General features: G+C 31.4%; 26 protein-coding genes. 9 read left to right on the forward strand and 17 right to left on the reverse strand.

Features of this window, described 5'->3' with window-relative positions; all coding sequences use genetic code 25:
- From GW846_03775 to rsmA, 3 genes are read right to left on the reverse strand one after another with little or no spacing between them, the layout of a single operon-like run.
- Complete coding sequence (locus tag GW846_03775) at positions 1 to 984, reverse strand: glycosyltransferase family 4 protein (protein NDK09872.1); 984 nt, start codon at positions 982 to 984, stop codon at positions 1 to 3.
- A 3-nt stretch (positions 985 to 987) separates the two neighbouring features.
- Complete coding sequence (locus GW846_03780; GenBank protein NDK09873.1) at positions 988 to 2187, reverse strand: glycosyltransferase family 4 protein; 1200 nt, start codon at positions 2185 to 2187, stop codon at positions 988 to 990.
- On the reverse strand, positions 2188 to 2997 hold the full coding sequence (gene rsmA, locus GW846_03785; GenBank protein ID NDK09874.1) for a ribosomal RNA small subunit methyltransferase A: 810 nt from the start codon (positions 2995 to 2997) through the stop codon (positions 2188 to 2190).
- 287 nt (positions 2998 to 3284) lie between these two features.
- On the opposite strand from rsmA, the gene GW846_03790 reads away from it, so the two are divergent.
- The 4 genes from GW846_03790 to GW846_03805 all read left to right on the forward strand — a co-directional run bounded on the left by GW846_03790 (position 3285) and on the right by GW846_03805 (position 9401).
- On the forward strand, positions 3285 to 6905 hold the full coding sequence (locus GW846_03790; protein NDK09875.1) for a cadherin repeat domain-containing protein: 3621 nt from the start codon (positions 3285 to 3287) through the stop codon (positions 6903 to 6905).
- A gap of 129 nt (positions 6906 to 7034) precedes the next feature.
- Positions 7035 to 7181, forward strand: a complete 147-nt coding sequence (locus tag GW846_03795) for a hypothetical protein (protein NDK09876.1) — start codon at positions 7035 to 7037, stop codon at positions 7179 to 7181.
- A gap of 78 nt (positions 7182 to 7259) precedes the next feature.
- Positions 7260 to 7706 carry a hypothetical protein gene (locus GW846_03800; protein ID NDK09877.1) on the forward strand — a complete coding sequence of 149 codons (447 nt, stop codon included), beginning with the start codon at positions 7260 to 7262 and terminating at the stop codon, positions 7704 to 7706.
- Between the two features lie 120 nt (positions 7707 to 7826).
- Positions 7827 to 9401 carry a DUF916 domain-containing protein gene (locus GW846_03805; GenBank protein NDK09878.1) on the forward strand — a complete coding sequence of 525 codons (1575 nt, stop codon included), beginning with the start codon at positions 7827 to 7829 and terminating at the stop codon, positions 9399 to 9401.
- A 44-nt stretch (positions 9402 to 9445) separates the two neighbouring features.
- Here the strand turns inward: GW846_03805 and GW846_03810 are convergent, their stop codons facing one another.
- From GW846_03810 to GW846_03830, 5 genes are all read right to left on the reverse strand, one after another.
- The gene (locus GW846_03810) at positions 9446 to 10105 is read right to left on the reverse strand and encodes a hypothetical protein (protein ID NDK09879.1); all 660 of its coding nucleotides are present in this window, start codon (positions 10103 to 10105) and stop codon (positions 9446 to 9448) included.
- Positions 10106 to 10150: 45 nt separating this feature from the next.
- A complete protein-coding gene (locus GW846_03815; protein NDK09880.1) occupies positions 10151 to 10390 on the reverse strand; it encodes a hypothetical protein in 240 nt (79 codons plus the stop codon).
- A gap of 9 nt (positions 10391 to 10399) precedes the next feature.
- Positions 10400 to 10861 carry an Hsp20/alpha crystallin family protein gene (locus GW846_03820; protein NDK09881.1) on the reverse strand — a complete coding sequence of 154 codons (462 nt, stop codon included), beginning with the start codon at positions 10859 to 10861 and terminating at the stop codon, positions 10400 to 10402.
- A gap of 78 nt (positions 10862 to 10939) precedes the next feature.
- Positions 10940 to 11878 carry an RluA family pseudouridine synthase gene (locus GW846_03825; protein NDK09882.1) on the reverse strand — a complete coding sequence of 313 codons (939 nt, stop codon included), beginning with the start codon at positions 11876 to 11878 and terminating at the stop codon, positions 10940 to 10942.
- A gap of 2 nt (positions 11879 to 11880) precedes the next feature.
- Entirely contained in the window at positions 11881 to 12279 is a 399-nt protein-coding gene (locus GW846_03830; protein NDK09883.1) for a hypothetical protein, read from the reverse strand.
- A 75-nt stretch (positions 12280 to 12354) separates the two neighbouring features.
- On the opposite strand from GW846_03830, the gene GW846_03835 reads away from it, so the two are divergent.
- On the forward strand, positions 12355 to 12909 hold the full coding sequence (locus GW846_03835) for a hypothetical protein (GenBank protein ID NDK09884.1): 555 nt from the start codon (positions 12355 to 12357) through the stop codon (positions 12907 to 12909).
- 4 nt (positions 12910 to 12913) lie between these two features.
- On the opposite strand, the gene GW846_03840 is transcribed toward GW846_03835, so the two are convergent.
- A complete protein-coding gene (locus GW846_03840; GenBank protein NDK09885.1) occupies positions 12914 to 13636 on the reverse strand; it encodes a J domain-containing protein in 723 nt (240 codons plus the stop codon).
- A 147-nt stretch (positions 13637 to 13783) separates the two neighbouring features.
- Between GW846_03840 and GW846_03845 the strand changes: the two genes are divergently transcribed.
- A complete protein-coding gene (locus tag GW846_03845) occupies positions 13784 to 14149 on the forward strand; it encodes a hypothetical protein (protein NDK09886.1) in 366 nt (121 codons plus the stop codon).
- Positions 14150 to 14194: 45 nt separating this feature from the next.
- Positions 14195 to 14761, forward strand: a complete 567-nt coding sequence (locus tag GW846_03850) for a class I SAM-dependent methyltransferase (protein ID NDK09887.1) — start codon at positions 14195 to 14197, stop codon at positions 14759 to 14761.
- A gap of 25 nt (positions 14762 to 14786) precedes the next feature.
- Here GW846_03850 and GW846_03855 read toward each other — a convergent pair whose 3' ends face one another.
- From GW846_03855 to GW846_03865, 3 genes are all read right to left on the reverse strand, one after another.
- A complete protein-coding gene (locus GW846_03855; GenBank protein ID NDK09888.1) occupies positions 14787 to 15473 on the reverse strand; it encodes an ATP-binding cassette domain-containing protein in 687 nt (228 codons plus the stop codon).
- 72 nt (positions 15474 to 15545) lie between these two features.
- The gene (locus GW846_03860) at positions 15546 to 16883 is read right to left on the reverse strand and encodes a type IV secretion system DNA-binding domain-containing protein (protein NDK09889.1); all 1338 of its coding nucleotides are present in this window, start codon (positions 16881 to 16883) and stop codon (positions 15546 to 15548) included.
- A 1204-nt stretch (positions 16884 to 18087) separates the two neighbouring features.
- The gene (locus tag GW846_03865) at positions 18088 to 18558 is read right to left on the reverse strand and encodes a hypothetical protein (GenBank protein ID NDK09890.1); all 471 of its coding nucleotides are present in this window, start codon (positions 18556 to 18558) and stop codon (positions 18088 to 18090) included.
- A 79-nt stretch (positions 18559 to 18637) separates the two neighbouring features.
- On the opposite strand from GW846_03865, the gene GW846_03870 reads away from it, so the two are divergent.
- Positions 18638 to 19348, forward strand: coding sequence for a hypothetical protein (locus GW846_03870; protein ID NDK09891.1), 711 nt, complete (start codon positions 18638 to 18640; stop codon positions 19346 to 19348).
- Here the strand turns inward: GW846_03870 and GW846_03875 are convergent.
- The 3 genes from GW846_03875 to GW846_03885 form a co-directional block, all read right to left on the reverse strand.
- On the reverse strand, positions 19311 to 20633 hold the full coding sequence (locus tag GW846_03875) for an HlyC/CorC family transporter (GenBank protein ID NDK09892.1): 1323 nt from the start codon (positions 20631 to 20633) through the stop codon (positions 19311 to 19313). The two genes, GW846_03870 and GW846_03875, sit on opposite strands and share 38 nt — an antisense overlap.
- Positions 20634 to 20710: 77 nt before the next feature.
- Complete coding sequence (locus tag GW846_03880; GenBank protein ID NDK09893.1) at positions 20711 to 21871, reverse strand: hypothetical protein; 1161 nt, start codon at positions 21869 to 21871, stop codon at positions 20711 to 20713.
- 1 nt (position 21872) lies between these two features.
- Positions 21873 to 22472 carry a prepilin-type N-terminal cleavage/methylation domain-containing protein gene (locus GW846_03885; protein NDK09894.1) on the reverse strand — a complete coding sequence of 200 codons (600 nt, stop codon included), beginning with the start codon at positions 22470 to 22472 and terminating at the stop codon, positions 21873 to 21875.
- A gap of 84 nt (positions 22473 to 22556) precedes the next feature.
- Here GW846_03885 and GW846_03890 point away from each other — a divergent pair, with 84 nt between their 5' ends.
- Positions 22557 to 22997 (forward strand): hypothetical protein, encoded by a 441-nt coding sequence (locus tag GW846_03890; GenBank protein NDK09895.1) that lies wholly within the window; start codon positions 22557 to 22559, stop codon positions 22995 to 22997.
- Positions 22998 to 23066: 69 nt separating this feature from the next.
- On the opposite strand, the gene GW846_03895 is transcribed toward GW846_03890, so the two are convergent.
- Both GW846_03895 and GW846_03900 read right to left on the reverse strand, forming a co-directional pair.
- Entirely contained in the window at positions 23067 to 23411 is a 345-nt protein-coding gene (locus GW846_03895) for a hypothetical protein (GenBank protein ID NDK09896.1), read from the reverse strand.
- Between the two features lie 125 nt (positions 23412 to 23536).
- On the reverse strand, positions 23537 to 26857 hold the full coding sequence (locus tag GW846_03900; protein ID NDK09897.1) for a hypothetical protein: 3321 nt from the start codon (positions 26855 to 26857) through the stop codon (positions 23537 to 23539).

Consider the following 26857-nt stretch of genomic DNA (forward strand, 5'->3'; position numbering starts at 1 on the left):
CTAAAAATTATTTATAATTACTTTTTTATACCATTGGGGAACAATATTCGTAGATGAGTATGTATTACATGTTATTAAGGATTGTTTAATAGAATGTTCATAAAAATCAGAATTATTTATGAGATTATTTAGAACATTTATAAAATCTTCTGAATCATCTACTCTTAGAATATTAGGAAAAATTTCATTAAATAAAATATAGTTATTTAAAATTACTGGCAGACAAAAACTCATAGCTTCAATAATTGATATTCAAAAAGTGTCTTGGAAAGTTGAGTAAATAAAAATATCTGAACTGATATACAAGTTATAAACCTCAGATTTATTTAGCATTCAAGTAAATAATATGTTGATATTTTTATCTAATTCAAGACTTGAAACTTGTTTTTTTATATATTTTAGATATTTCCCTCCTCAAACCACTGTAAAAGTAATATTTTTATCACAATCTATAATTTGTAATTTTTTAATTATATCAATAACTCCTTTGGCTTTATCTAAAAACGAAAAACTTGTGACTGTGAGCATGTTAATTTCCTTTTTTTCTTTTAGAAAATTATTTTTCTTATGATTATGATTTTCTTTTATTACAAATGGATAAATAACATCAGATTTAATTTTTCAGTAACCTATCTTTTTTCTCAAAAAATCAGATGAATAAATAATCTTATCAGCAAATAATGAATTATAGGGATACAATAATGCAATAATTCATCAGAGGGAAAAACTTAGTTCTTTCCAAAAAATACCATTAATATTTAAGATAAATTTTGATCATATAGGTTTCCATAAAAAAGGAATTGATGAAATAATAATCTCATATTTATCTCTATTTATATGTAATTGTAGCCAAGGTTTTACTCAAGAAACAAAATTACAATCAATATCCTCATAGTTATCATTCAACTCTTTAACTAGATTTTTATATAACTCATATGGTCATCATCATCTAACTGGTGCTACAAATGCTATCTTTTTTTTCATTATTTATATTAATTTAAATAACTTTTTTATATTTTTATCCATATCAAATTGATCTTGAAGAATTTCTGTATTTCTTTGAGCATATGTATTTCTATATTTAAAACCACTTAAAGCTTCTAATAATCATCTTTTGAGTTCTTCAACAGAATCATTTGATAACAATATACCATTTTCTCAGCTTCTAATGACTTCTTTTGCTCATTCATAGGGTGTTGCTACAATTAAACATCAAAGCTTCATAGCTTGTAAAAGAGTGGTAGCTAATCATCATCCAGGAGAACTAGGATGAACATGAATATCAAACTCCGATTGGTAACTTAAACTATCCTTATAATCAACTCCTCAACTAAAGTAAATTCATGAATCTTTATAGTTATAAGTTAATGACTTAAAATCTTCTCAAGTTCATACAATAACCAATTGAGTACTATTTAATATTTCTTCTGGTAGAGATAAGTATGCTTCACATAATCATCAAACATTTTTCCAGGTATAAAGTCTTCAAACATATCAAATAATTTTTTTATTTGGAAACATATTTTTCAAAATATTTTTTGAAAAATATTCTGGAAACTCTGTCCCTCTATACCAAACTGTAACATCTTTTCTTCAAAACTCTTGAAGTATAAATTTTTTAGAAGCTTCGCTTATTGCAAGGACTGTATCAGCATTTTTTAAAATCCATTTTCAAATAAGTCTATCGTAGATGTAAGCTATTTTATTTTTAAGGGAAGAAGAGAGTAATACATAATCTGATCAATGTTCTATATGCACCCATTTAATCTTATTTCTTCGAGCTATGTATCATCATAATAAGCTAGAGACAAAAAATCTCGTATGAGTGATTATGATGACTTCTTCATCTTTTTGATTTTTTATTTTTTTTATGATAGAATTTATATATCACAGAGAGCTCCAAAAATCTTTTGTCCAAAATAAAGGTATCGGAAAGTTGTCTATAATCTCATAACTTGGAAAAAATATCTTGTTGTCATTGTCTATAATAGTTTTAAATCAATCATTATAGACAGGTTTTTTACTCTTTGTATTTTTTAATTCTTGACACATATTTCAGCTATATATATAGCTTTGTCAGTATGTCCACTTTAAAAAAATATCCTCTCATACTTTTTCAAGTCCTCAAATATGAGGTGGAAAATATGGAAGAATTTGAATAATATGTTTTTTAATTTTGGATTCCATTTATATAGTTTTTATAAGATCACACCACTGTCTAATATCAAGTTCTTCTGCTCTCGTATTTTCTGAAAAATTGTTTTGACTATAAAACTCTAAAATTTTGTCCTTCTCAATACCTCACTTTACTAAGTTCTTGATGAGTTTTTTTCGAGCTTCTGAAAATCCAATTTTAATAATCCTCAAAAAATTATCATCATCAATTTCACTATAATCAGTATGAGTTTCAAAACGTAGTACACTTGATTCTACTTTTGGTTGAGGGATAAATGATTCTTTGGGAACTAATATATTCTCACTAACTCTACATTTTTTTTCTACAATAAGACTCAAAACTGATGACTTTCATTTGTTTTTTCGAAGTATCTTATCTCCAACATCTTTTTGCATAAGGATTAACATAATATTTGGCTTGATTGATACTTCGTATAAAAAATGTCTCAGTATTGGTGAAGTAATATAATATGGAATATTCGCAATAACTTTGTAGTTTTCTAAACTTGGTTCATATTGTAAAATATCTTGATTCACTATCTCATATTTTGTATCTCAAAAATCCAACTCCGAAAATGATATTCTTTCCTCCAAAACTGAAATCATATCTTTATCAAGCTCAATTAGAGTGAGTGACTTAGGACTTTTATCAATAAGTTTTTCGGTAAGTGCTCAGTAGCCTGGTCAGACTTCTATAATATCGTCCCCTTCAATATTTCATGCGAGAGATATTTGGTCTAATAGATTTGTATCAACTAAAAAATTTTGACCAAGTGATTTTTTGGCTCTGATATGGTATTTATCCAGGATTTCTTGAGACATTATTTGAAATTTAAAAGACTTAATTTACTGTAGTATAAAAGTTTTCATATTTTTTGAAAGAAAGATTTATAAGCTCTAAACATAAGAAAATCTAAAAGTTAATATTTTTAGATATTTATGCAGTTTTGTAAAGCTAATATTTGTTTATTTATCTTACAACTGTCGTTTTTTACCGAGTGAATATGCTAAAATAATTAAGTTATATATAGTAGATAAAGACTCTCGTGAAAAAATTTACAGCATACATCCTCCTATTTCTTCATTTGTTTTTTGCTGGAAACTCAAGTATGTTTTTATCACACTATTTTTCTATTGAAAACGCAAATGCTGCATCTACTACTCTCTCCTATGTTGGAACTGCAACGAACTTAGCACTTCAATGAAATCCTTTCTTGACTCCAACAAATGCTCAATGAAATCAAACACTAACATCAGCCATGAGTGCTTTCAATTGAAACGCTAAGACTACTGATACTCTTGCCCTTACAAATTTTAATCTCGCAGCTGCTGGCTTACCAGCTACAGCAACTATAAACTGAATAAGAGCTGAAGTAGAGTTTAACACAGATAATGCTACTATTACAAATCAAGTTCAATTAACAAAAAATGGGACCGTTGCTGTAGGTTTGAACCGCGCCGTATGAGTGACGCAAACTGCAAAAGCATTCAGAACATACGGAGGTGCTGCAGATTTATGGGGTACTACTTGGACCGCAACAGAACTCAGATCAGCTAATTTTTGAGTGTTACTCAATTATATTTCTACAGCTTGAGCTCAACATATGGTAAACGTGTATAGAGTACGAGTCACTATAGATTATACACCTGCTCCTAATAACCCTCCAACAAATATACTCCTCTCTAATAATACAATCAACGAATGACAACCTGCAGGAACTACTGTAGGTCTGTTAAGTACTGTTGATCCAGATGTAGGAAATACACATACTTATAGCTTTGCTTGTACTGTACCGTGAGCCGATAGTGCAAGCTTTTCCATTGCTGGAAACAACCTTAATTCCAATGCAGTTTTTAATTTTGCAACGAAATCTACTTATAACATATGTGTACGAACAAATGATGGACTTGGCTGAACCTTTGATAAAAACTTTGTAATTACTGTTAATCAAGTCATCGTTCCAAAACCTGGTTGAGTATCAACGTGACTTAATTTATGGCTTAAATCAAATGCTGGTACCAGTACAACAACCAATAACACAAATCTTGCGACTTGGAATGATCAATCGGGAAATGGGAAAAATGCAAACTCTGTAGTTGCCCCGTTATATAGAAATAACACCACTGATAACCTTAATTTTTATCCAGTTGTTAAATTTAATGGAGTAGATCAATACATGAGAAATTCAAATGGTTGAATTAGTTCAAAAAACTATTTTGCAGTAGTAGTCCCTACAAATCAAGTAGATGGGACCTTAAGTTGATGAGTCCCATTTAGTACGGAGTGTACTGACGCAACAGTTAATACTTGAGTCTGTAATCTCGCATTTGGGTGACTTGTTCTTGGATCGTTTACTCTCGCAATACCAGATGAAGTTGTAACACACGCCTTGTGATCTTCACAAAACTATCGTTCATCGCAAACATGAAACTTTTCATATGAAGCAAAAAAACCAATGCTCGTAACAGTAAATGAAAATGCTGCATGAGACATATCTGAAGTCTTTGAAAAATGAGTACAAATCAATAATTTTTCTACAGGTAATAAAATATTTGCTACCAACACAAACTATAGTCTCTGAGCTTCGCTTGAACCTGCTTTTCCATTTTATTATGATGGTGACGTCGTTGAAATAATAAATTATAATGAGAGGTTAAGTAATACTGATAAAGCTAAAATAGAATCATATCTGTCTCTCAAATATGGTGTAACTCTTAATAATTGAAATCAAAATTATATAGCATCTGATGGAACTACACTTATGTGGAGCACAGCAACTGCTGGATCATTTAATAGTAATGTCTTTGGTATCGGGCGAGATAATCTCCAAGCTCTCACCAACGTGAAATCTAAATCAGTAAATAAAGACTCAGTAATTACCCTAGAAGCCGTGGGAGAATGATCCAATACTGCACCAAGCTTTGTTGATATGACTGATAAAGAATTTTTCACTATATCTAACAATAATCTTTGAAACTACTGGAGTTCGACATGATCTCCATCTGGATTTGATACTCTCACTCGAGTTTGGAAAGCACAGGAAGTATGAGATGTTGGAACTGTGACTCTTGAATTTGATGTTGCAAATCCTAACTTTGATATTCCAAATCTTAATGCAGGTACTGTGTATAATTTTGTGTACGATTCAAATAATAATGGGTCACTTACAGATGAGACACCGAGCGTTATGACTAATACCTCTGGAAACCTGTGGAAAACAAATGCTATCAATATGTCTAATGGGCAAATATTCACCATAGCAACTCAAAAATGAGCAAATAATATACCAACCAATATTACCCTTTCGAACAATACAGTAAATGAAAATATTGCTGCAAATTCTACTATTTGAACACTTACAACGACAGACGCAGATGCAGCTAATACTCATACCTATTCTCTCGTTCCAGGTTTATGAGACACCGATAATCAGTATTTTACAACTAACACTAATGTACTAAGAATCATACACTCCCCTGACTTTGAAATAAAAAATACCTACTCGATTAGAATTCAAACCAACGATTGAAATGCATGAGTGTATCAAAAAACATTTACTATAACTATAAACGATGTTTGAGAATGAATAACAAGTATTATAAATTTTGAACAAGCTGAACAAAGTTATAAATATAGTGTAACTTCATGAAGTTGGATTAGAAATAATGGAAATGTAAATGAAGGCTTATTCTCTTTTGAAAGTGATATTGTATGAATCGATGCTACACAGGCTTGTTTTGAAATCGAACATACTGATACTGGCACATGAACGGTAAGTTTTGATTATAATACTTCCTCAGAAGTAGATGCAGATTTCCTGAGATACTATGTTGATAATGTTGAGCAACAGGCATGGAGTGGTGAAACTCCTTGGTCACGTTATAATTCTCCTGAGATGACTGCTTGAACTCATATGTATAAATGGTGTTATATTAAAAATGTAAGTTGAGCAGCATGAGCTGATAAAGTATACATTGATAACATTCAGTATTCTAACAATGTTGCAGATACAACTCCACCTACTATTACAAACTTCAATTTTGCAAGTGGTTCACTCCTTCCAGGTTGAAATCACACTCTTATCATAAATTACAGTGATAATGATAGTGGAATAGATATAAACTCAACTATTCGTGAACTCTATAAATGGAATGGAACAGACTGGTGAGCAGATATATCTGGAACAGGAATAACTAATGGTGCCAAAAATACAACTACGGCCAATTACGCAACCAATAGTCTCTGATTTGGAAAATATATGTTTGTGTTTAGAGTGAGCGACAATGCGTGAAATAATAGTGCAATATTTAATTCAGTATTTTATGTTGATGAACCAATCTTTATTATTTGAAATGAACAAATAGATATAGGGAATCTAAATGCAAATATCCAGAAATTTTCTACTGGTACTACACTGACAGTAAGAACGGTTTGAGCACCATTTAAATTATTTTTAAATAGAAATGGAGAACTTACAGACGGAAACACAAATATAATTCAAAACTGGAACGGAAGCAAAGGATACTGATATGATGTGACTCCCCTCTCGTGAACCATCAAAGCTATTGCAAGCAATGAGTTAATAAAAACTCAATCTAAAAATATTAATACTAATGGGAATCTTAATACCTACACATATAATATTCAAATTTGAGCAGATATAGATGAACAACAAGCAGCTTGAGATTACTTATGAAAACTAGATTTCAAGATTCAACTTGATTATTAGTAATCTTATTATCATATATATATTAAACACTGATGAAAATCGGTGTTTTTTTGACTTTATTATAAAATGTATGTTACAATGTAGTTGCTTTTGCTAGCAAACACTTTTATTCTTTATAACACCTACGTTATGATACAAACAAAAACAAAAAAGATTCTCGCAATCTTAGCGCTTGTTGCAGTAAGTGCAACTAACTTCTCTGCAGTATCTGCAGCAGTACAAATTGGTACTGGATCTATTACTGGTTCTGGAGGATCTGCGTCTCCTATTATATAGGATGAAGCATTCCCAGGTTTCGCAACTGGATCTGTTTCTAATATTAAAATTAAGGCAAGAGTAAATCCTACTCTTAATATGACAATTTCTGCAGAAGAAATTGATCTAGGTATTCTCGCTGCTGGAGTAACTTCAAGTGGGTCATTATTTCTAGAAATAGGAACAAATGCACGATCTGGAGTATCTATCACAGCCAGATCTCAATCTGGAGGTCTTACAAATACTGCTGAAAATGGTACACAAATCAATGACCTTACAACTGATGGTCTTGCTGAAAGTTATACATACAAATCAACACCTAATGCTACTGATGACTCTAGCTCTACAGCATTTGCAGCTACTGGACTTACAGAAGTTGAGGTAAACAATAATACTGCTGAAAATGTAGTGTATACTACTAATAAAGGAGAAGCTACTAATCTAGAAGATGATGTAGAATTCGTTGTATCTGCTATTGCAGAACAAGAAACTCCTGCTGGTGATTATGAAGATAGAGTAACATTTACTGTTGTTTGAAACTTCTAATACCAAAGCAAAACTCTTATACACTGCAAAAGCATCAAAAGTCTCGCTACAATGCGAGACTTTTTTTGATTTTTAGACTTTATAGTTAATATTCTGATATATTATTTCTAGATTTTATGTATGAAAATAGTAATTTCAGTCGTTTGTATGTTTTTTATATTTTTTGTATCAGTTGTTGAGTATTCATATGCTGCTATAAATTATACCCTCACTCCAATCAAGTATGAGCTTGAAATGCAACCAGGGGAATCTAAAAATTTTCCTGCAAGTATTCAGAATAATTCTGATAAAACAGTCACTCTTCCTATAACTACTTCCGATTTTCAATCAAACGGAACTGCGTGAGTTCCCAGTCTCGTGCGTAAGTCAGAACTCGTTTTTCCAGATCAAGAGCTCTCTACTTGGATTACATTACAAAATAACAGCGTGAGTCTAGCTCCATGAGAAGAATGAACTATTAATTTTAATATTACTGTTCCTGAAACAGCCACTCCAGGATGACATTACTGAGCTGTCATATTTAATAATGCAGGTTCAGAAACAAGTACTTGAGGTAATATCTGAATAAACGTAGATTATGGAATAATAATTTTAGTAAATGTTGCTTGAGAAGTTATCGTCGATGCTGAAATATGAAATCCTATAATTAATGTTGGATGATCTACATATACATGAAGTTGATCAGCATCAAGTCTGAAAGATTTGGATAATATATCAACAAAACCTGATGATAACTCTTGGTATCTTTGAAATGTTGGTGGAGTAAAAATATATCAAATCCCAGATCATTGCCCCCTGTGAGACTTTACGAGTAGTAGATTTGATAACTTGTGTTTCTCGGTAAATCAAAGCTGAAATAATCCTAGGTCAAACATTTTCAATAATCCTGATTTATTTACTGGTGACTTTAATGTATCATTTTGAGTCCCTATTAAAAATAATTGAAACACACATATAAAACCAAATTGAAAAATAGTTCTTAAAGATGAAGATGGAAATGTGATTAAATGAATTGGAAAAGAATCAATAACCAACGAACAATGAGCAGTAATTGGAGAAAAAATTGTAGACTATATTCCATTTAACGATCAAGGATGAAATGTTCTTCCTAAAACTAAAAGGCTTTTTGAATCAGAATGGAAATGATTTCCATATAAATCATATGATGATAGTTGAAATCAAATTATCAACTATTGGACTCCAAGTGAATACTATACCCAAAAAAATAAAGATGATGCATGATTTTTAATGTTTTGGGAACGAGTATCTGAAAAAAGACAAAACAAAATTATAGATGCCGATATAGAAATAATATATTATGATGAAAATGGAGAAGAAATAGTTTTTGAATCTGCTCAAGAGTTTGAGGTTCAGTATATTGAACAACAAATCACTAATAATCCTTATGTAATACTGTGACTCTTATTATTTGGTTTTGCCTGAGTATTCACTCTCCTATGAATAAGATGGTGGCTTGCAGCTGGAAGAAAAAGAAAATGTTGGAACTGTAAAGAGGAAATTAAATCAACATGGGAAACGTGTCCATACTGTAAAACAATTCAAAATAAAAAAGAACATCGAAAATTTGAGCAACAATCTCAAGTTCAAGTTGAAAATAAAAAAGTTCAAAGCGTTAAAAAAAGTCCTGTAAAAAATCCAACTCCAAAGACAAGAGTTTCAAAAACTAAAAAGTAATATACAAAAAACTCTCACAATAGTGAGAGTTTTTTTGTACTGTTTTATAATGGATCTGGAGTCCAATGAGTTACTCCTCTTGCAAGTCTCCCAATATGACCTACAATTGTTTGCATCATACTCAGTAAACCATCATACTTTGTTCGTTGTTCTTGCGTATATTTCTTATGACTATCAGCTTGAACTTGTACTTTATTTTCAATCAAGGTACTCATAGCTACTTTTTTATAAACATCCATCTTAAAATTAACAAGGCTCATACAAGATGATGCATCAAAATCTTGGTCTAGAAGAGGAGCTGCAGCAAGATTAGGAATAGATCAACTACATTTAATTCTTTCAGCAAGTATTCCACCATTACAAAGTGTCTTGTACTTCTTATAATATACTCCCTCTACAGAAAGATTTTTTGTGACATCATCTATAGCTCGAGAAACATCATCTTGTTTATTAGGACCGAAATATGCATCCTTTTGACTTGCAAGTTGACCGAGGTATTGATTAATTTCATCATCTATTTCTCGAAACGTACTATCCAAAATTATTTGATCTAAGATAGCTTCATTTGAAGGTTTTGAAGTACATATTGGATTTTTTATACTCCTAGAACTTCCATTTTGTTGTGCGATTTTACAAGTTTGGAAGGCAGAAGCATATTCACACTCTAGCTCAGCTGCAAAAGCATTTCAAGAATATATACTCATTGAAATGAGACAGGAAATCGGAATATAGAAATATTTTCTATTCATTTATTTTTTCTTTGAAAATATATTTAAAACTCCAACTGTAAATTTTCAAAAAGTAGTAACTCCTTTTTGAAAGATATTTTTACTCGATGTACTGACTTTTTGACTGACTTGTTTTCATTTTTCTGTCCTACTGAGTCAAAAAATAGATGCAGCGGCACCTGTTATCACTATTCCGGTAATAAATTTATCAACTTTTCAAACATTTTTTGAAACGGTTTTTCTGCTTTTTCTGAAAATCATTGGAGTATATTAAGATTGTATTCTATTAATTTTGATATTTTTGCTATCAAAACGTATTTTTGGAATATGGATGACTAAAAGGTTATTTTCCATAACTGCTTGAATCTGAGAAAAATCCATATTTTCTCAAAGTATTATTTTTCTAGTAAAGTTCCCCCAGAAACATTCTTCGTTTTTTATTTCCATAGAGTTTTCATAAAACTCTTTCGGTTTGTTTCTCACTCAAGAAATAGTCAGTGTAGTCTCATGAACTGAAATATCTATATCTGAGAGTTCTACACCTGCTACAGGAGCCAATATATATATACTCTGATGATTTTCAAGCACATCAAGTGATATCTGTCCTAATTCTGACTCACTTGCCTCTCATGACTCACTATGCTCATCGCTACCATCAAAATCATCTTCTGAACGTACGTGTATTTTTTTTTCGTGATTATCTTCATCTCAGAGACCAAAGAGCTTAAACATATCTCATTTTCTAAAATATAATACATAATATTGTAGGAAAAAGCATCAAAAAAACAATCTTTTAAAAGATTGTTTTTTTTAAATATTTTCAAGGTCTAATTCTCAGATCATACTTTGCATATCATGCTTTAGTGGAGCAATAAATGAAACAGCTTTTGAGTACAGTTCAAAATCAAGTCTATACGCATGTAGTGCTTGTCTATGAATCTGGTGCTTTGTTGCTATTCTTTTGTTTACCTTTGGATTTCAGTACACACTATCCCCTAAAATTGGGTACCCAATACTCGCTAAATGAACTCTGATTTGGTGTGTTCGCCCAGTTTCAAGATCTATTTTGATAATACTATATTCTTCATCAACGTATCAAATAACCTTTCAATGCGTAATTGCATGTTTTGGATTGAGAGGATTTTGAATTGTCATCCTAATCTTGTTGTAGGGATCTCGTCCTATATCAGAGGTAATAGTGAAATCTGTTTGTGTAAGCACTCCAGCAACTATAGCGATATAATATTTCTTTATGTCTCTATTTTTAATGATATCAGAAATATAATGCATCATCATATCATTTTTTACAGTTATGAGAGCTCAACTCGTATCTTTATCTAATCTATGAACAATTCAAGGTCTTTGTTCTCCTGAAATAACTGGGAGTTTTTCTTTACAGTGGTATAATAATGCATTTACAAGGGTCCCTGACTTGCCTTCTATTCCGGGAGTTGGATGGACATTTATACCGGCTTGCTTATTGATTATACATAGATTTTCATCTTCAAATATGATATCAAGAGGAATATTTTCAGCAAGAATCTCATAACTCGTTATTATTTCTTGAATTGTAATAGCATCTCTTGGCTGAAGCTTAAGATTCTTTTTTACCGTTTCACCATTTACTCTCACACATCCTGTATCAATGAGTTTTTGTATATATGAACGTGAAAGTTCTCAAAAAAGAGCTGATAGATAGATATCAACTCTCGTAGCTTTGTTAATGTGTATGCAGAAATTGTAGTTCATTATTATAGTCAAAGGGATTTTTTTATTTCGTCTTGTTTTACTTTGTCTTCAGATTCCTTTTCTTTATTTTCAAGTTCTGATTTATAAAGATCTCCAAGGTGAATCCATTCGTTTTGTTGCTTTGTGAGCAATTTTTTAATATCTTCAGGATGATCCTTTGCAAGATCTCTAAATTTATCTCTTTCTTCAGTGAAAACTTTTGTAAGCTCATCAAATTGAAATTGAGAAAGAGTTGGGACTGCGTCAACTACCCTCTTCTTTTCCATAGTATTAAGTGAGAGAGAATGTTTGAGTAAATCTTGAAAATCTCAAGTATTTATATCTACATTATCAGAGTGAAGTCATAGAAGCTCATGAATAATACTATCTACTTGTTGTTCTGTGATTTGATTATCGGACATGAGATATATTTGCTAAAATCTAAAATTCACTAAAATTATAACTAAATTTTAACAAATTCAATTTTTTTTTGATTTATGGGTATATTCAAGACTGAGTGAGTCGTATTTCAGGTTTTTAAAGCAACGGAAAAAGAGATACAATATACAGTATTTTTCAAAGATTATGGAGTACTTCGAGTAAGCAGAAAAAAGAAAAACAAGGAAAAATCTATAGATATATGACAACATATAAGCTGTGAGGTTCTCACTTCTCACTCAAAGAGCCTAGCAACTCTCTCTCAAATTAGTATCATTTCGTCATTTCAAAGTGTAGAAAGGACTTATAGTGAATTAGAAAAATTTTTAAAAATATTAGCACTCATTTACAAAGAACTCCCCTATTGAAGTCCACATTATGAAATATTTAATCTACTGACTGTAATGATTGCGTACTGAGACAAAATAAATGTTCAACAACTCATCATTACCTCCCTTAAAATAGTTTGAATTGTATGAAATCTTCCAGATAAAAATTCTGACCCATTAGTTCAGAAAATTTTAAAATTCATACATACTCATTCATATTCTGATATTCTTAGACTGGGGAAAATACCTGAAGAAACACAAAAAAAATTAGAGCAATTGCTCTAATTTTTTAGTATCCAATATTTTCTCTGATTCTTTCTAACATATGTTTATCAACTTCAGAAATATTTTTTGGCATAAGAGCCTCAGCTTTGACAATGAGATTTCATTTTTTATTTCCCTCAGATTTTCAAAACTCTTTAACTCTAAACTTTGTCCCAGGTTTCGTTCAAGCAGGTATAGTGAGCTTAGCTTTTTGGCCATAAACTCCAGTTACTTCTATTTTACACCCTAAAATCATATCAAAAACTGGGATTTGATATACCTTTTCAAAATCAAGTGTCTCAGGTTTCTTTGCTTCCTCTTGGGTTTGTCTACTTCCAGAAGATCCTCTTCACATCCCACCTCAAAATAAATCTCAAAAATCAAATTCCACATTTTGACCTCGAGATCGACTATTTCATGCGCCTCAAAATTGTGAAAAAATATCCTCAAATCCAGATGCTCACCCAGAGCTATAACTTCAAGAACTTGCTCAACCAAAAGGATTTCATGAAGCACCTCAAAAGGGATTTCATTTTGAACTTCAAAAAGTATCATATTGCTTCCTTTTACTTGAATCTGAAAGTGTTTGATACGCTTCGTTGACGTCTTTAAACTTTTTTTCAGCTCAGGTATCATCTTTATTTTTGTCTGGATGATATTTCATTGCCTGTTTCCTGTAAGCTTTTTTGATTTCATCAGCACTTGCAGTTTTAGAAACTCATAGGATATCGTAGTAGTTTTGTGCCATATTTATTTGACTTTTATTAATTTTATAATATAAATTATTTATATTTTTTAATTCTTTTTTTGTATGAATAAAACTATTCACCTCACTATTATATGTCTATTATGTTTCTTTTCAAGCATATTTGTGAGTCACGCACAAGAGGGATATATGAGCCAACTGTTACAACTTGAAACTGGGACAGAAATTTATAAATTTCAAAACCTCCCAACACTCAACCCAAGAACTTTTAAGAACCCAAATGTTCAATTTACATTTAACAGATTCAGGCATGTGGACGCTGTACTGAGAAATGAAATCATATCTCAATATGCTCAATGAAACATCACTACATATCAGCTTCAAGATCTCATTAGAACATACTGACTATTTATTTATCATACCTGAAAAACATTTGGCTACATAGATAGAAGTGAGAGATGACTCAGAGGTAAAGAAATAGAAACAGCCATAGTAAACGGCTACTCTCAAATGAGAATGAGTTACTGAAAAGTTCAAGGTATTTTAAGGAATTAAAGAATATGTTGGAATTATTAAATTACTTTAATTAAAAGTTGAAAAATGAATAGAAATGATGAATTTAGTGATTATTATTGGGAAAACTGCACAAAGGAAAATTATGCTCCCAAGATTGTTCAATGAATATGAGTAAGATTAGAAAGATATGGGCTTGATTCGTTAGTATGAAAGTTCAATGATAGATCATTAAGAATTTTAGAAGTTGGAAGCTGAAATTGAGAATTATTAAATGCTTTTTTAAGTGCTTGATTTCATGATGTGAGATGATTAGATATGAATCCTCGTCACATGCGTAAATATCCAGAACTTAGTAGTATTGTCGATATAAATGCTATTCAAATGAAAAGTAGAGAACCTGATGAAAAATTATTTGATGTAGTATACACAAATTTAGTCTTTGATGAAGATTATTACAGGGAACAACAAAATGACTGATTTAGGAGTAATATGTTACAATGAATTCATTCTCATTTACAACCAGACGGATTGTATTATTGAGAAGAATACCATCAACTTAGTGAAATTATGAAAGAGATTGATTTAATACGGCCTAGAGCAAATAGCCTCGTATGAATTTTTGATAAAATAATAATTCCTTCAAAAATGTAAAAATAAGAGCTAATTGCTCTTTTTTTTAAAACTCTAAATTATATTCTCAACCTATATGGTCAGCAACTATAGATTTATCTTTAAATACTATGACTCTTTTGTGCATAGAGTTCACTATATTTTTATCATGAGTCGCGAGGATAACTGTTTTACCATCTTTATTAAGATCTAAAAATATTTTCATAATCTCAGCTGCAGTAACAGGGTCTAGATTCCCAGTTGGTTCATCTCCAATAATGATAGCTGGATCATGCACCAGTGCTCTGGCAATTGAAACTCTTTGTTTTTCTCACCCTGAAAGTTCTTGTACTGATGTATCTTTTTTAGTAAGAAGTCATACCTGCTCCAAAGTTTGAGGGACTTTTTTTTGTATTTGATGATCCTTATACCCACATACTTCCATTGCAAAAGCAACGTTTTCATACACTGATTTTGACTCCATAAGCTTATAATCTTGAAATATTACTCCAATACTTCTTCTATAATCGAGTAATAATTTTTCAGTGAGATTTCTGTATAAGAATCAACCATTATCCAGTACGATATCTCATCTTTCAGGTTTAAAATCTCATATTATAGAGCGAATAAGTGTGGTTTTACCTGAACCTGAGTATCCAATGAAAAATACAAATTCTCAAGGTTTTATGCTGAGATTTATATTCCTAAGAACTATTTTATTTTTAAAACTAAGAGTGAGATTGTCTATTTTCATACTATATTTTTAATTATTTCTCATTGAGAATATATAAGAAGCTGAGAATTGCAAGCTTGTTGCAAGTATTCATTATTGTTTTTCGGTATTTCTAGCCCTTTGTTTATCACGTTTTTCTTGTTCTTTTTTTTCTTTGTATTCTTCTTTTCGTTGTTCCCATTCTTCTTCAGATTTTTCTATATCTGCCATTGATTGATTTATTTTTCACTCTACTACAGATCGCTTTTTACAGTACCTTTCTCTTGAAACTTGAAGTATTTTTTGATATCTCTCTTGAAATTCTTCTTCATCTTTAGGGTGTGGAGGAAAGGTCACGGCAGAGAATATTGGAGATGGCATTCCATCTATGAGTTCTTTGATATAAATTGTATATTTTTTTTGATTCATCAGGTCATCTGCTTCAATATTTCAAGCAAATGCTTCTGCAAGCATTTTTGAGTCGTTGTATCACACTTGAAATGAAATCAGGCTTCAGACATTCCCAAACACAGCTCCTCGAACCGTTTCAGTCATTTGATCAATATACTGATTTGCCATTACAAGGTTCAACTTATATTTTCGAGCTTCGGATAAGATAGTAGAAAAACTATCAGTTGCAAAGTTTTGAAACTCATCTACATAGAGATAAAAATCTATTCTTTTACTCTCAGGTATATCAGCCCGACTCATGGCATCTAACTGAAATTTTGTGACAATCATCGCTCATAGCAAACTTGAAGCATCTTCTCAAATCTTTCACTTTGAGAGATTAACTATAATAATTTTTTTATGATCCATAGCCCATCGCAGTGAAAATGAATTCTTTGGTTGCCCAAGAACATTTCTTAGAATTGTACTAGAGAGAAATTGTCCAACTTTATTGAGTATTGGTCCTGCAGTTTCATTTCGTTGTTGAGGAGTCAGTTTTCCGTACTCATGAGTCCAAAACTTTTTCACAACTGGATCAGTTATTTTCTTCACTACCTTAGCCCGAAATACTTCACTGGTTAACATCAGTGGAATAGAAATAAGAGTCGTGTTTGGATATTCCATAAGTGCTAAAATTGTATTTCTGAGCGTATGCTCAAGTCTAGGTCCCCACGACTCACCAAAAATACGCTTAAATATTCAAACAAGTCATGAAGCTACAAAAGAACGTTGATCATCAGAGATATTTTCAAGCATATTAAATGCTATTGGCCAATCTGTATCAGATGGATCAAAAATAATCGTTTGGTTCGTTCTACTCTTTGGTATAAGCCCTATAATTCATTCAGCCAAATCTCCGTGTGGGTCTATAACAGCCACTCAACGACCTTTATGAATATCATCCATAATCATGTTTTCAAGCAAGACAGATTTTCACATTCACGTCTTCCCTATGATATACATATGACGACGTCTATCATCTGGACTAATACCAAAACTCATATCTGTACCCCTAAAATTAGTTTTTCAAACAGGAGTAAGAATTGATTGAGGATGAATATCATCGTCTAAATCAGGATCAATAATCGGGAGATTTGATGGTGGCTCAAAGGCTCTACTGGAAACCCAGTTTATATATGGAGTTGTAACATAACTGGTTGGTAAATGTACAAGTCATGATAGCTCAGCACTAGAAACAATATTTCATCTCGTTATTTTTCTTTGTTTTGCAGATTCAATATCAATAACTTCATGAGAAATGTAATCAAGTTTAAAACTATTTTGTCCAAAATTTGAATACACCGAAAGCGTCGAAGCTATCTCTTTAATAGAGGCTTCTACTTCAAATTGATCCTCTCAGGCACATATAAGATTTACATCTATTTCAAATCATTCACTTCTGAGTTTTGGTAAAAACTTTGGATCAATTGAATCTGGATTATCCTGTAAATCAGATCGTAGATCCTGAGATTCTCTTTCAAGTACTTGTGTGTTATCAGCTTCCTGAGAAGCTCAAATTCACAAAATGAGTCTTAAAAATTTTGCCAATAATATAAATGGAGAAAAAATTAATTTTAAATATGGAAAACCTGGATGTAAAAGAAGGTCTTTTATAAATTGAGGAGAATCTGAGCTAAGAATTTGTATTTTTTTCTTGGCATCTTTTTTCCAATTTTTGGAATTAACAGGTCTAAAATTAACTTGAAATGTATTGAGAGTATACTTTCAAGTCTTAGAAAGCGCTCAAGTAAGAGAACTAAATGGATCTATCACTCCTAATTTTCAAACACTGACACTTGGGTCCTCAAAGGTCTTGAGGCTATACAAATAATGTTTAGAAACTCCAATTTTTCAAACAGAGATTTTATCATTCGGGATGGCTTCAAGGTAGTCAGATATTTCATATATCTCAACATTATTAAAATGAGCGTATATTTGATTCTTAAGAAATCAAGAGTATTTCTCAGAACATATTATAAAAAACCTAATTCTATTTCAGAGTTTTGTAACTTCAAAAGTGAAAGAATCTCAATTATTTTTTCCTGAATACGCCTTATGTAAAATAACCAGAATTTCGTGGAAAATATCTGGTCCTTTTTCATTTTGCCTATCTACAAGTATTTCTAAGTATTTTTTTTGCATATATAAAGAAAAAATATGCTTGTAGTATAGCATATTTTTTTAAAATAGTGAATTTTTTTATGTGTTATTCTACCTCTAAGAGTCCAGTTGACCAAAGTCAGTGACGAGAACAACTTGCTCGTATTTCATATGAGTCCAATCATGATATATCAAACTCAGCCACTGGATCTTCTTCCTCCATTATAAATATCTCCTCAACAATATGACCTTCTTCATCAACTAGATAGATAGATGTGATTCTATTATCATCTCAAACAGGATGCATCTCTTCTCAGATTTGCACCTCCACTCTTTCCGAATCTTGGTATACAATTGATGGGATATGCTCTTTTTCTATTTGATTTAAATATTTAGGATTTTCAGCATACAAAACTTCATCTTCTATAGGTGAAAAATCTTCGAAACTTCAGTCACATGAGGGACAATGTACTTCCTCGCTAATTTCATCAATGCCCGTCCCAGCATCAATTCCATCAGACTCCTCTCCAAGGGACTCGTCGTATATGTAACTACAATTCACACAAAGAAATCTCATAAGAAGAAAGTAAAAAAATTTAAAACATTAGGTATTATTCATATACTATGACAAAGTCTCTCAATAATCAAATTTTTTTATGCAAAATATCTCAACCACTCATATTCAAAAGCTTAAAAATCATTTATGAGTAAAAAGTGAAAAAAATGAACATGAAAAGAGCTTATGGAAAAAGGTAGAAAAATTTTTAAAATTATTTAACTCATTGCCTTGAATACAGTGTATATGTGTCTGCAATTCACTTGCTATGAACGCAACAAATAAAGATTCTGATATAGATCTTTTTATTATTTCAAAAACTAACAGACTCTGGACTGCCAGAATAATGATGACACTAAGTATGATACTTACCTGACAAAGAAAAAATAAGTACAATCATGCTTGAAAATTTTGTCTTTCATTTTTTATATCTGAGCAGAACTTAGATATCAGTGAAATTGCTCTTGAAAATGATGTATATTTAGCTTATTGGATACAAACGCTTGTTCCAATCATAAATAAGAATGAAACATTTGAAAAATTTCAAAAAGCTAACTCCTATCAAAATATTATTACTCCCGAAAAGAGTGATAATTCTAGAATAACTCATCTACAAAGTGAACTAAAGTGAGTTCGAGTTTGAAATTTTATTGAAAAGATTTTCAAAAGTATATTTCTCCCACGGACAAAAAAAAGATTCTCACAATTGTGAAAACCTTATTGAGTTATAATAACTGATACGATGCTAAAATTTCACAATGAGGATAAGCGAATTATCATTCGAGATCAGATTTTACAAGATTCAGTGTAACTTCTATTTTTCCTATCATAGCATCCTCTACTTCTAAAATAGTAAAACAAAGCGTATTTCAACTTGCTTCTTCTTTATCATCTAGGACATTGAAACATATAGTTTCATTTTTTTCTGGAAATCTTTCAAGTTCATGAGTCAAAATATAACTTACCGTCTCAGAACCAAACTCTTTTTCATCAAAACCGATATCTGAAAATTCAAGTTCAAACTCCTCAAGTATATCATCCATAGAAATTGATGAGTCTATAGTGTAACTATTGTTTCCATTTTCAATTATTTCATCAGTCTCATAGTCTGTCTCATCATGAATTTCACCAAAAACTTCCTCAATAATATCCTCCAGAGTTACTATTCCGGCTACTCAACCATACTCATCAATAACAATAGACATATGTTGCCTACTCTCTTTGAATATCTCAAGTAATACATCTATAGGTTGACTGAGCGGAGCCTTGATAAGCTTTTTAAAATGAAGTTCTGAGAGTTTACGAGATTCGTGCCCTTGTGACTTTTCTCTGAGTAGATCACGAATTGTGATAATACCAACTATATCATCAATTGTTTCATGAAAAACTGGGATTCTACTATGCGTATGTTTCATATAAAATTCAAGAGCTTCTGATACGGTTTTTTCATCTGAAAGTGCTTCAAGTTTCACTCTTGGAATCATAATCTCCTCTATAAGTGTATCTGAAAACTCAAGCGTATTTTTGAGTCTCGTATGATCATCATCCTCAAGCGTTCATGAAGATCTTCACATATCTAAAAATGTCTCTATTTCCTCATCAGATATACTAATTGGTTTAGCTGTTCCTGTAAATAACTTGATAATTTTTTCTATAATCCAAATAATTGGAAACAAAAGAATCATGAGAAATCTATATACTGGAGATACGAGAAGTGATATTGATTCAGCATTTTTACTCGCAAAACTCTTAGGGATTATTTCTCAAAACATAAGGAGTAGAAAAGTGATGGCTCAGGTAGCAATCGCGACTGCTACTGCCTCCTCCATTCAAGAATTTTGAGCAAATGTGAGTGAAATTTGAGTTGCAAGAGCAGCTGTATAAACATTTACAAGATTATTTCCCACCAAAATGGTAATAAGGAGTCTATCAGTATTTGATTTAATTATAGCTAAGGATTTTGCCCCAAACAGCTTTTGTTTCACAATACTTTCGATTTTATGACTTGGAAGACTCATTAGTGCAATCTCAGTTCAAGAAAAAAATCCAGACAACACAAACAATAAAATAAATATAAAGTATATCGAGGGGTCCATAAATTTTTAACAATAAAGAATTAGCTCTCAAAAAGAGATTTCGGAAGAATTATAAAGAAAAATCTATAATTTGAAAATTATTTTAAAGTGAAGTTCTCAAGCTGTTCTCAAATAAGTCTCCCCTCTGCATCTATGAGTATATGAGATCCTAAATATCAGAGTATTCCTGTTTGAGAATCATCTAATGGATTCATATATACTCATGATCCTGTGAGTGCATCCTCGAGTTGTACCTTGTACAAGAGAGCCCCAGATCCTGAGGTATTTTCTATAAATAATGCGTAATCAAAACTAGTAAAATCAAATTGAAAGGCAGATCAGGTCCCAGAGGCTATACTCATGTCATTTTGTAAGTATCAGATAGTAGCAAGCTCGCCTGTTCAAACTAATGTATTTTGAATTATTAATTCATTTGTTTCATCATAACTCGATTTATTTATGATGTATAAAACTGCTTTAAAAGTCTTGTTAATATCAAGTTTGAGATATCAATTTGATAGTCATTGTATTTTCTTATAGATAGTATCAGTATTGTTCGAATTATTTTCAATATATTGTTTCATTTTAGTATTTGACCAAAATATATTGTAGAGTCACGAATTATCAAGTACATATCAATAGGATAAGAGTCTGGCACCAGCGTCATCATCTACATATCAATTTGGATACATTTGAGATCACGTTGAGCTTATAGTATAGTTATCACTGTTAAAATTGTCATCTATACCGTCTGGAACAAGTGGGAACGATAGACTCAGGTCAATAAATGTATTTTCTGCATCTGGAAAATTTCAACTCGTACTTCAAGAGTTTGTTATAAGCTGTGATCAAAGATACTGTGCAAATTGTAGATCTGAATATCCGGAATTAAAATAAAAACTAACAGGATTTCCATTAAATGATCATTCACATGAAATTATTCATCAAGTATATGTAAGTTGACTGCTTAAATTTGTTTGTCTGAGAGTTGCTCCACTCATAGTATAGTTTGTAGGACACCCTACAATATCAACAAATCAGCTTCCATTTGCATTGAGATCCTTTGCGTACTTATAAGTTAAATCTGACTTAGATTTTATTATACTGTTCAGTGAGAGATCTATATTTCGTAAATCATACTCTGTAGAGAGCTGTACAGCAACATTGAGAATAACCGTTGCCATGATAACTCCTAATATTACAAGCACGAGTGTATAGACTAAAACAGTTCAACGAAGTATATTATTTATTTTTTTCATATTAAAATGTCAATGTATATTCAAATATATCCTCTCTATTTATTTCAGTCCAATCAACTCATATGCGTGCCTCATTAAACACTGGGAATAGTTTTAAATTAATATCAAGAATATCTCAAGAATTATAAAAGTTCATTTGAAAATCTTTCACATAAAAATCAGGAAATGTAGCATCTCAATTGAATTTCAAAGTCTCAATAATTGTGGGGTCTCAAACAATTTGACTGATTTCAGATTCAGATAATACTCTGTATCAGAGTATGTTGGGATAATATATGTCAAAATCAGAGTCAACTGCAAGGGTAAGCGTGTCTCTATTTACAACTCCTACCAATACGCCTGAATCTCACTGGGTATTGAGAAGATATCCTGCGTCAAAACCAGAGTTTTCTGCTACATCTTTCACTATAACCATATTTCAAGAATTGAATATAGTTGCAAAATTGTTAAAATCCATTAAAAAATCAGCATTTCTGGTTGTAGTAGAAATGCCGAGAATCGTGTCACTAATAAGATAAAAGATCCCTCAAAGTAAAAGTGTGGAAATAATTATAGAAACTAAAAGTTCTACGAGCGTGAATGCATTTTTGTTATTGTCCATAGTTTAAACACGAGTAGTTTTGCAATATAGTAAAAAAAATCTATATTTAATATAAAGTATTATAATTAAAAAAATATATTATCAATGCGAGTAAATACGAAAGCAGAGTCATTTGTTTGAATTGTTGTATGAGTATTCATCCTCTCTTTTGTAATGTTGTGAATTATAAACATACTCATTTTCAGTACTGACTTAACTGTTAAGTATAATGATAACAATAGAACTCAAGTACTTAAACAGAACATATCAAACGCAGTAAAGAATACTGATACTTCCCTCCTTCAAGAAAAAGAAGTCTTTTATGTTTACAAAAATATTGCTACAAAAGAATACGAGATCTTTACCTGAGCTACAAACGAGAGATACAAGTATATCAATGAGCAAGGAGAATTTATTGCTGATATTAATAGCTATGATGGGGACATATATTCTCAAACACTTTGGGTTGATACGGAAGATATCACATTTCTTGAAGAAAATCAGATTATAAGAGCAAGTATTAAAAAATTAGTAAAAGTGAATTAGTTAACATACACTAGTAAAAATTACATTAAAAAAAACAGTCTCGAGACTGTTTTTTTTAATGTATTATGATTATTGAGTGGCCTCTTGTTGAAGAGTATCAATTTGTGTTGGAGCAGCTTGTTGTGAAGATGCTTGTTGAATACAAGCAGCATTTATAACTTGAACAGTAGCAACATTATCAAGAGTGACTTCAACTGGATCACACTTATCTTTTACTTGTTCGATGAGTTGACCAACTGCTGCTTGGTATCCTTGATTCGCTCCATTTTGAAGTCAAACAGCATAAATTGAATTAGTTATAAAATTATAAATAACCAATAGTATAATAAGAGCTGATATAATCAAGTATGCTGGAAGCAAATAATCTCTCCAGCTTGAAAATCGATTTACTTTTGTTTTAGTCGTAAGTGCCATAAACAATATTTAATAAATAATAGTACTAGTCAGTATAGGACTGACTTCTGTATTTCAAATATTAAAGCTCTAAAGTAAATTGAGTATTGTAAGAAATATGTTTAAAAATAAAATTATATATATTTTTATTTTTGAGAAAGAGTTAAGATTTGATTTTGAAGTTCTTCTATTTGAAGTTGTTGTTCTTTCATAGCTTGAACCAGAAGAGCTGTTATTTTGTCATATGAAATAGACTGATAATCAGGTATCACTTTTGTTTCTCAATCTACCAAAACTGTTGTTTCTGATATGCTGACAGCCTCAGGAAGTACTTTGTATACTTCTTGAGCTATAAATCATACTTGCCTATCATTGTTGATTGCATTTTCTCATTCAATGGATCTATAAGTAATACCATTTATTTTTTGAACTTTAGAAAGTGCGTTATCTATAATTTTTTTATCAGTTTTGAATCGACCATCAGAATACGTTACCCAAGAGTTTGCTTGTCATCTTCATTTATTATTAGTAACATTAGGAAGTTGAATACGGTACGTAGGAGTATCAGTTCAAAAACCATTATACCCACTTTCGGTAACGATAAATAGTTTTCAAGTACTCACGGTATTTGTACCATTTCATATAGAAAAATCTTGATCTGCTTCATTGTTATCAGAATCTATATTTATATACATTCCTCATTCTGCAGCCATACCTCAAGCAGACTTAAACTGTATATCTGGAGCCGTTCAAACATTATTAACTCCGCTCATAATTATAGCACTTCATCAGACAAACATACCCGCTCAAGCAGTTATATTTCATGAAGCATCAATATTTCCAGCTACATCCAAGGCTTGAGTTGGAGATACTCAAATTCACACATTACCTTGAATTAACGTTCCTCAACTATACTCTCATCAAAAATTTACTCTTAATTGATCAGTAGATTTAACTCATAAAAATGCAAGATTTCTTGGGCTCGTCCCAGTAGTCCCATTTCACTCTATCCATAAATCATAAGCAGTACCTTGATTTAGAAATAGTTTTCCATTCGTTGTAATTGCTCACATGGTAAATGCTGAGGTATTACTCAGTTCATTTCACGTAATACTGTTTGATGCTATATCTGCTGCTGTAAGAGTATTGTCTTGTATTTCTGATCCATCAATTGTTCCGTCTTGTATATTATCTCCACTGATGTTAGTTATACTTGCTCCGTTTCAAATAAAACTCCCACTCGTCCATACATTGTCTCATAGTGACACTTTAGGTACTCAGTTTTCAACCCAAGAAATTTGATGACCTCAAGCCATGGTACCTCAAGTTGTATTATTTGTGTGTTTATACGCTAATCCATACAAACTTCAATATGTTGCTCCATTATCATCTATTGCATACTGAGTTCACATGGACCATACATGACCTATTCGAGTAGAATCATATATTCAATATATTCATGCTCTTCTACTATTCGTACTTACTGGAGAGAGCCTACCATTAAATGAATCATCACTATCACTACGTATAAATTGAGTGCTATTAATTCCATCTAATAGATCTGAATCATTAGACTTTCAAATATAAGCTAAAAGTCCATTTCTATCTACAAATCTGATAAAATTGTCCGAAGAATCATTATTTCTAAACGCTATACTAGAGCTTTGAGATACTCAAGTTTGATCAGCAAATTCTGAACGAAAAAGTCTTGAACTGATGTCTCAATTTACATTCCTTACTGCAACGGTATTTCAGACATTGTTTGAGGAACTTGCGACTCAATTTAGTAATTGAGAGTCTCTCGCAATAAACGAATCTGATATATCATTTTCGTCTACAGTGTTATTCAATATATCTGTCGTCGTAATACTATTATCTTGTATTTCACTTCAATCAATTGTTCCATCTTGGATGTTATCTCAACTATCTCAATATTTAAAAATTTCATACCAACTTCCCCAAGTTCAGCTTGATTGATTTCTGAATGCTATCCTATTTTGGAAATTAGTCATTCAAATTGCAATTTGAGATCAAAATGCATTTCCGTCAGTTATACCTCCTCTATGACGTGAATTATATACATTGTACCAGGCCGATCAAAATGGAGTATTAGTATTTGCATTTATAGATGTAACTCTTGATGAATCAGTTAATGCGTTAAAGTCTGTTCAAGTATATACATCTGATCTTGTATATTGATTCCCACTTATACCATCTAATTGTTGAGAGTCTCTTGCCACAAAACTGTCAGATATTTGTGTTTCACTAATAGTGTTACTCGCAATGTCTGCACCTGTAACCTGGCCATCCATTATATGAGAAGAACTTACTGAGTTAGCTGCCAATTCACTACCATTTATACTATTAGCAGCTATATCAGCTCAAGTAATGGAATTGTCTTCAATTTCTGTTCCATCTATTGTTCCATCTAAAATTTGGTCTCAACTCGTATTTATACCTATATATGCTCCGTCTGTCACTCAAGCTCGAAACTGAGCTGGGGTACTTGGTCTAAAATAATTATTGGATGCAGTATCTATTTGAGTCATGATGAATCAAATAGTAGCATTTGTAGTATCATATTCTGAACGAAACAATCTCGCATTAATATCTCAGTTAATATTTCTAACTGCTACACTCCCTCAAACATTCGATTCTGAGCTTGAGTTCCCATTAAGTAAAGTTGAATTCCTTGCAACAAAATTATCATTTATCTGTGTTTCAGATACCGAGTTGTTTACCAGTTTTGTTCCATCTATTGAATTATCTGCAAGCGATGAAGTAAGTGAAATATCACTTGATCCATCAAACAATGCTGAACCACTCACTACTCATGTAAAACTAAGATTTCTTGGAGTCGATAATTTTGTAGTAGTAGCAGCATTTCAAGTTATGTTTCAAGCGATGGTTGAACTAAATGTTTTTGTTCAGCTAATTGTTTGATTTCCGCTCGTATTAACAGTTGGTAATGTGATATTAGCTCATCCATTAAAACTCACTCCATTAATAGTTCGAGCTGTCTGTAGCGTTGAAGCTGTAGATGCATTTCAAGTAAGTGGTCAAATAAATGAAGTTGCTTTAGCATTTCAGGCAATATCAAGAACTTGAGTAGGAACTGGAACTCAGATACCAATCCTCCCTGAAATATTTGTAATACTTGAGGCTGCAAATCTTGTCCCATTCCATAGAGGAATATTATTGTTACTATTTCAAGTTATATTTGAAAATGCTTTTATATATAAGTTTCAAATCCTTCCATTAGTATTAAACATTTTAGAAACAATTTCTCAAATGTTTCACTTCTGTTGTGGAACATTTGGAAGAGATGAGTTTATTCTTTTTATGGAATCAACTCTAGATTTCGTAGCTGTGAAATCCTCTGTTGTATCTGCAGCATGAGTTCCAATTACGAAACATAATAGCAAGATTACTATCACTGATGTATTTATATTTCTAGTACCATTCAT

The organism is Candidatus Gracilibacteria bacterium (assembly GCA_010119145.1).
In the GTDB taxonomy this organism is placed as follows: domain Bacteria; phylum Patescibacteriota; class Gracilibacteria; order BD1-5; family UBA6164; genus JAACSU01.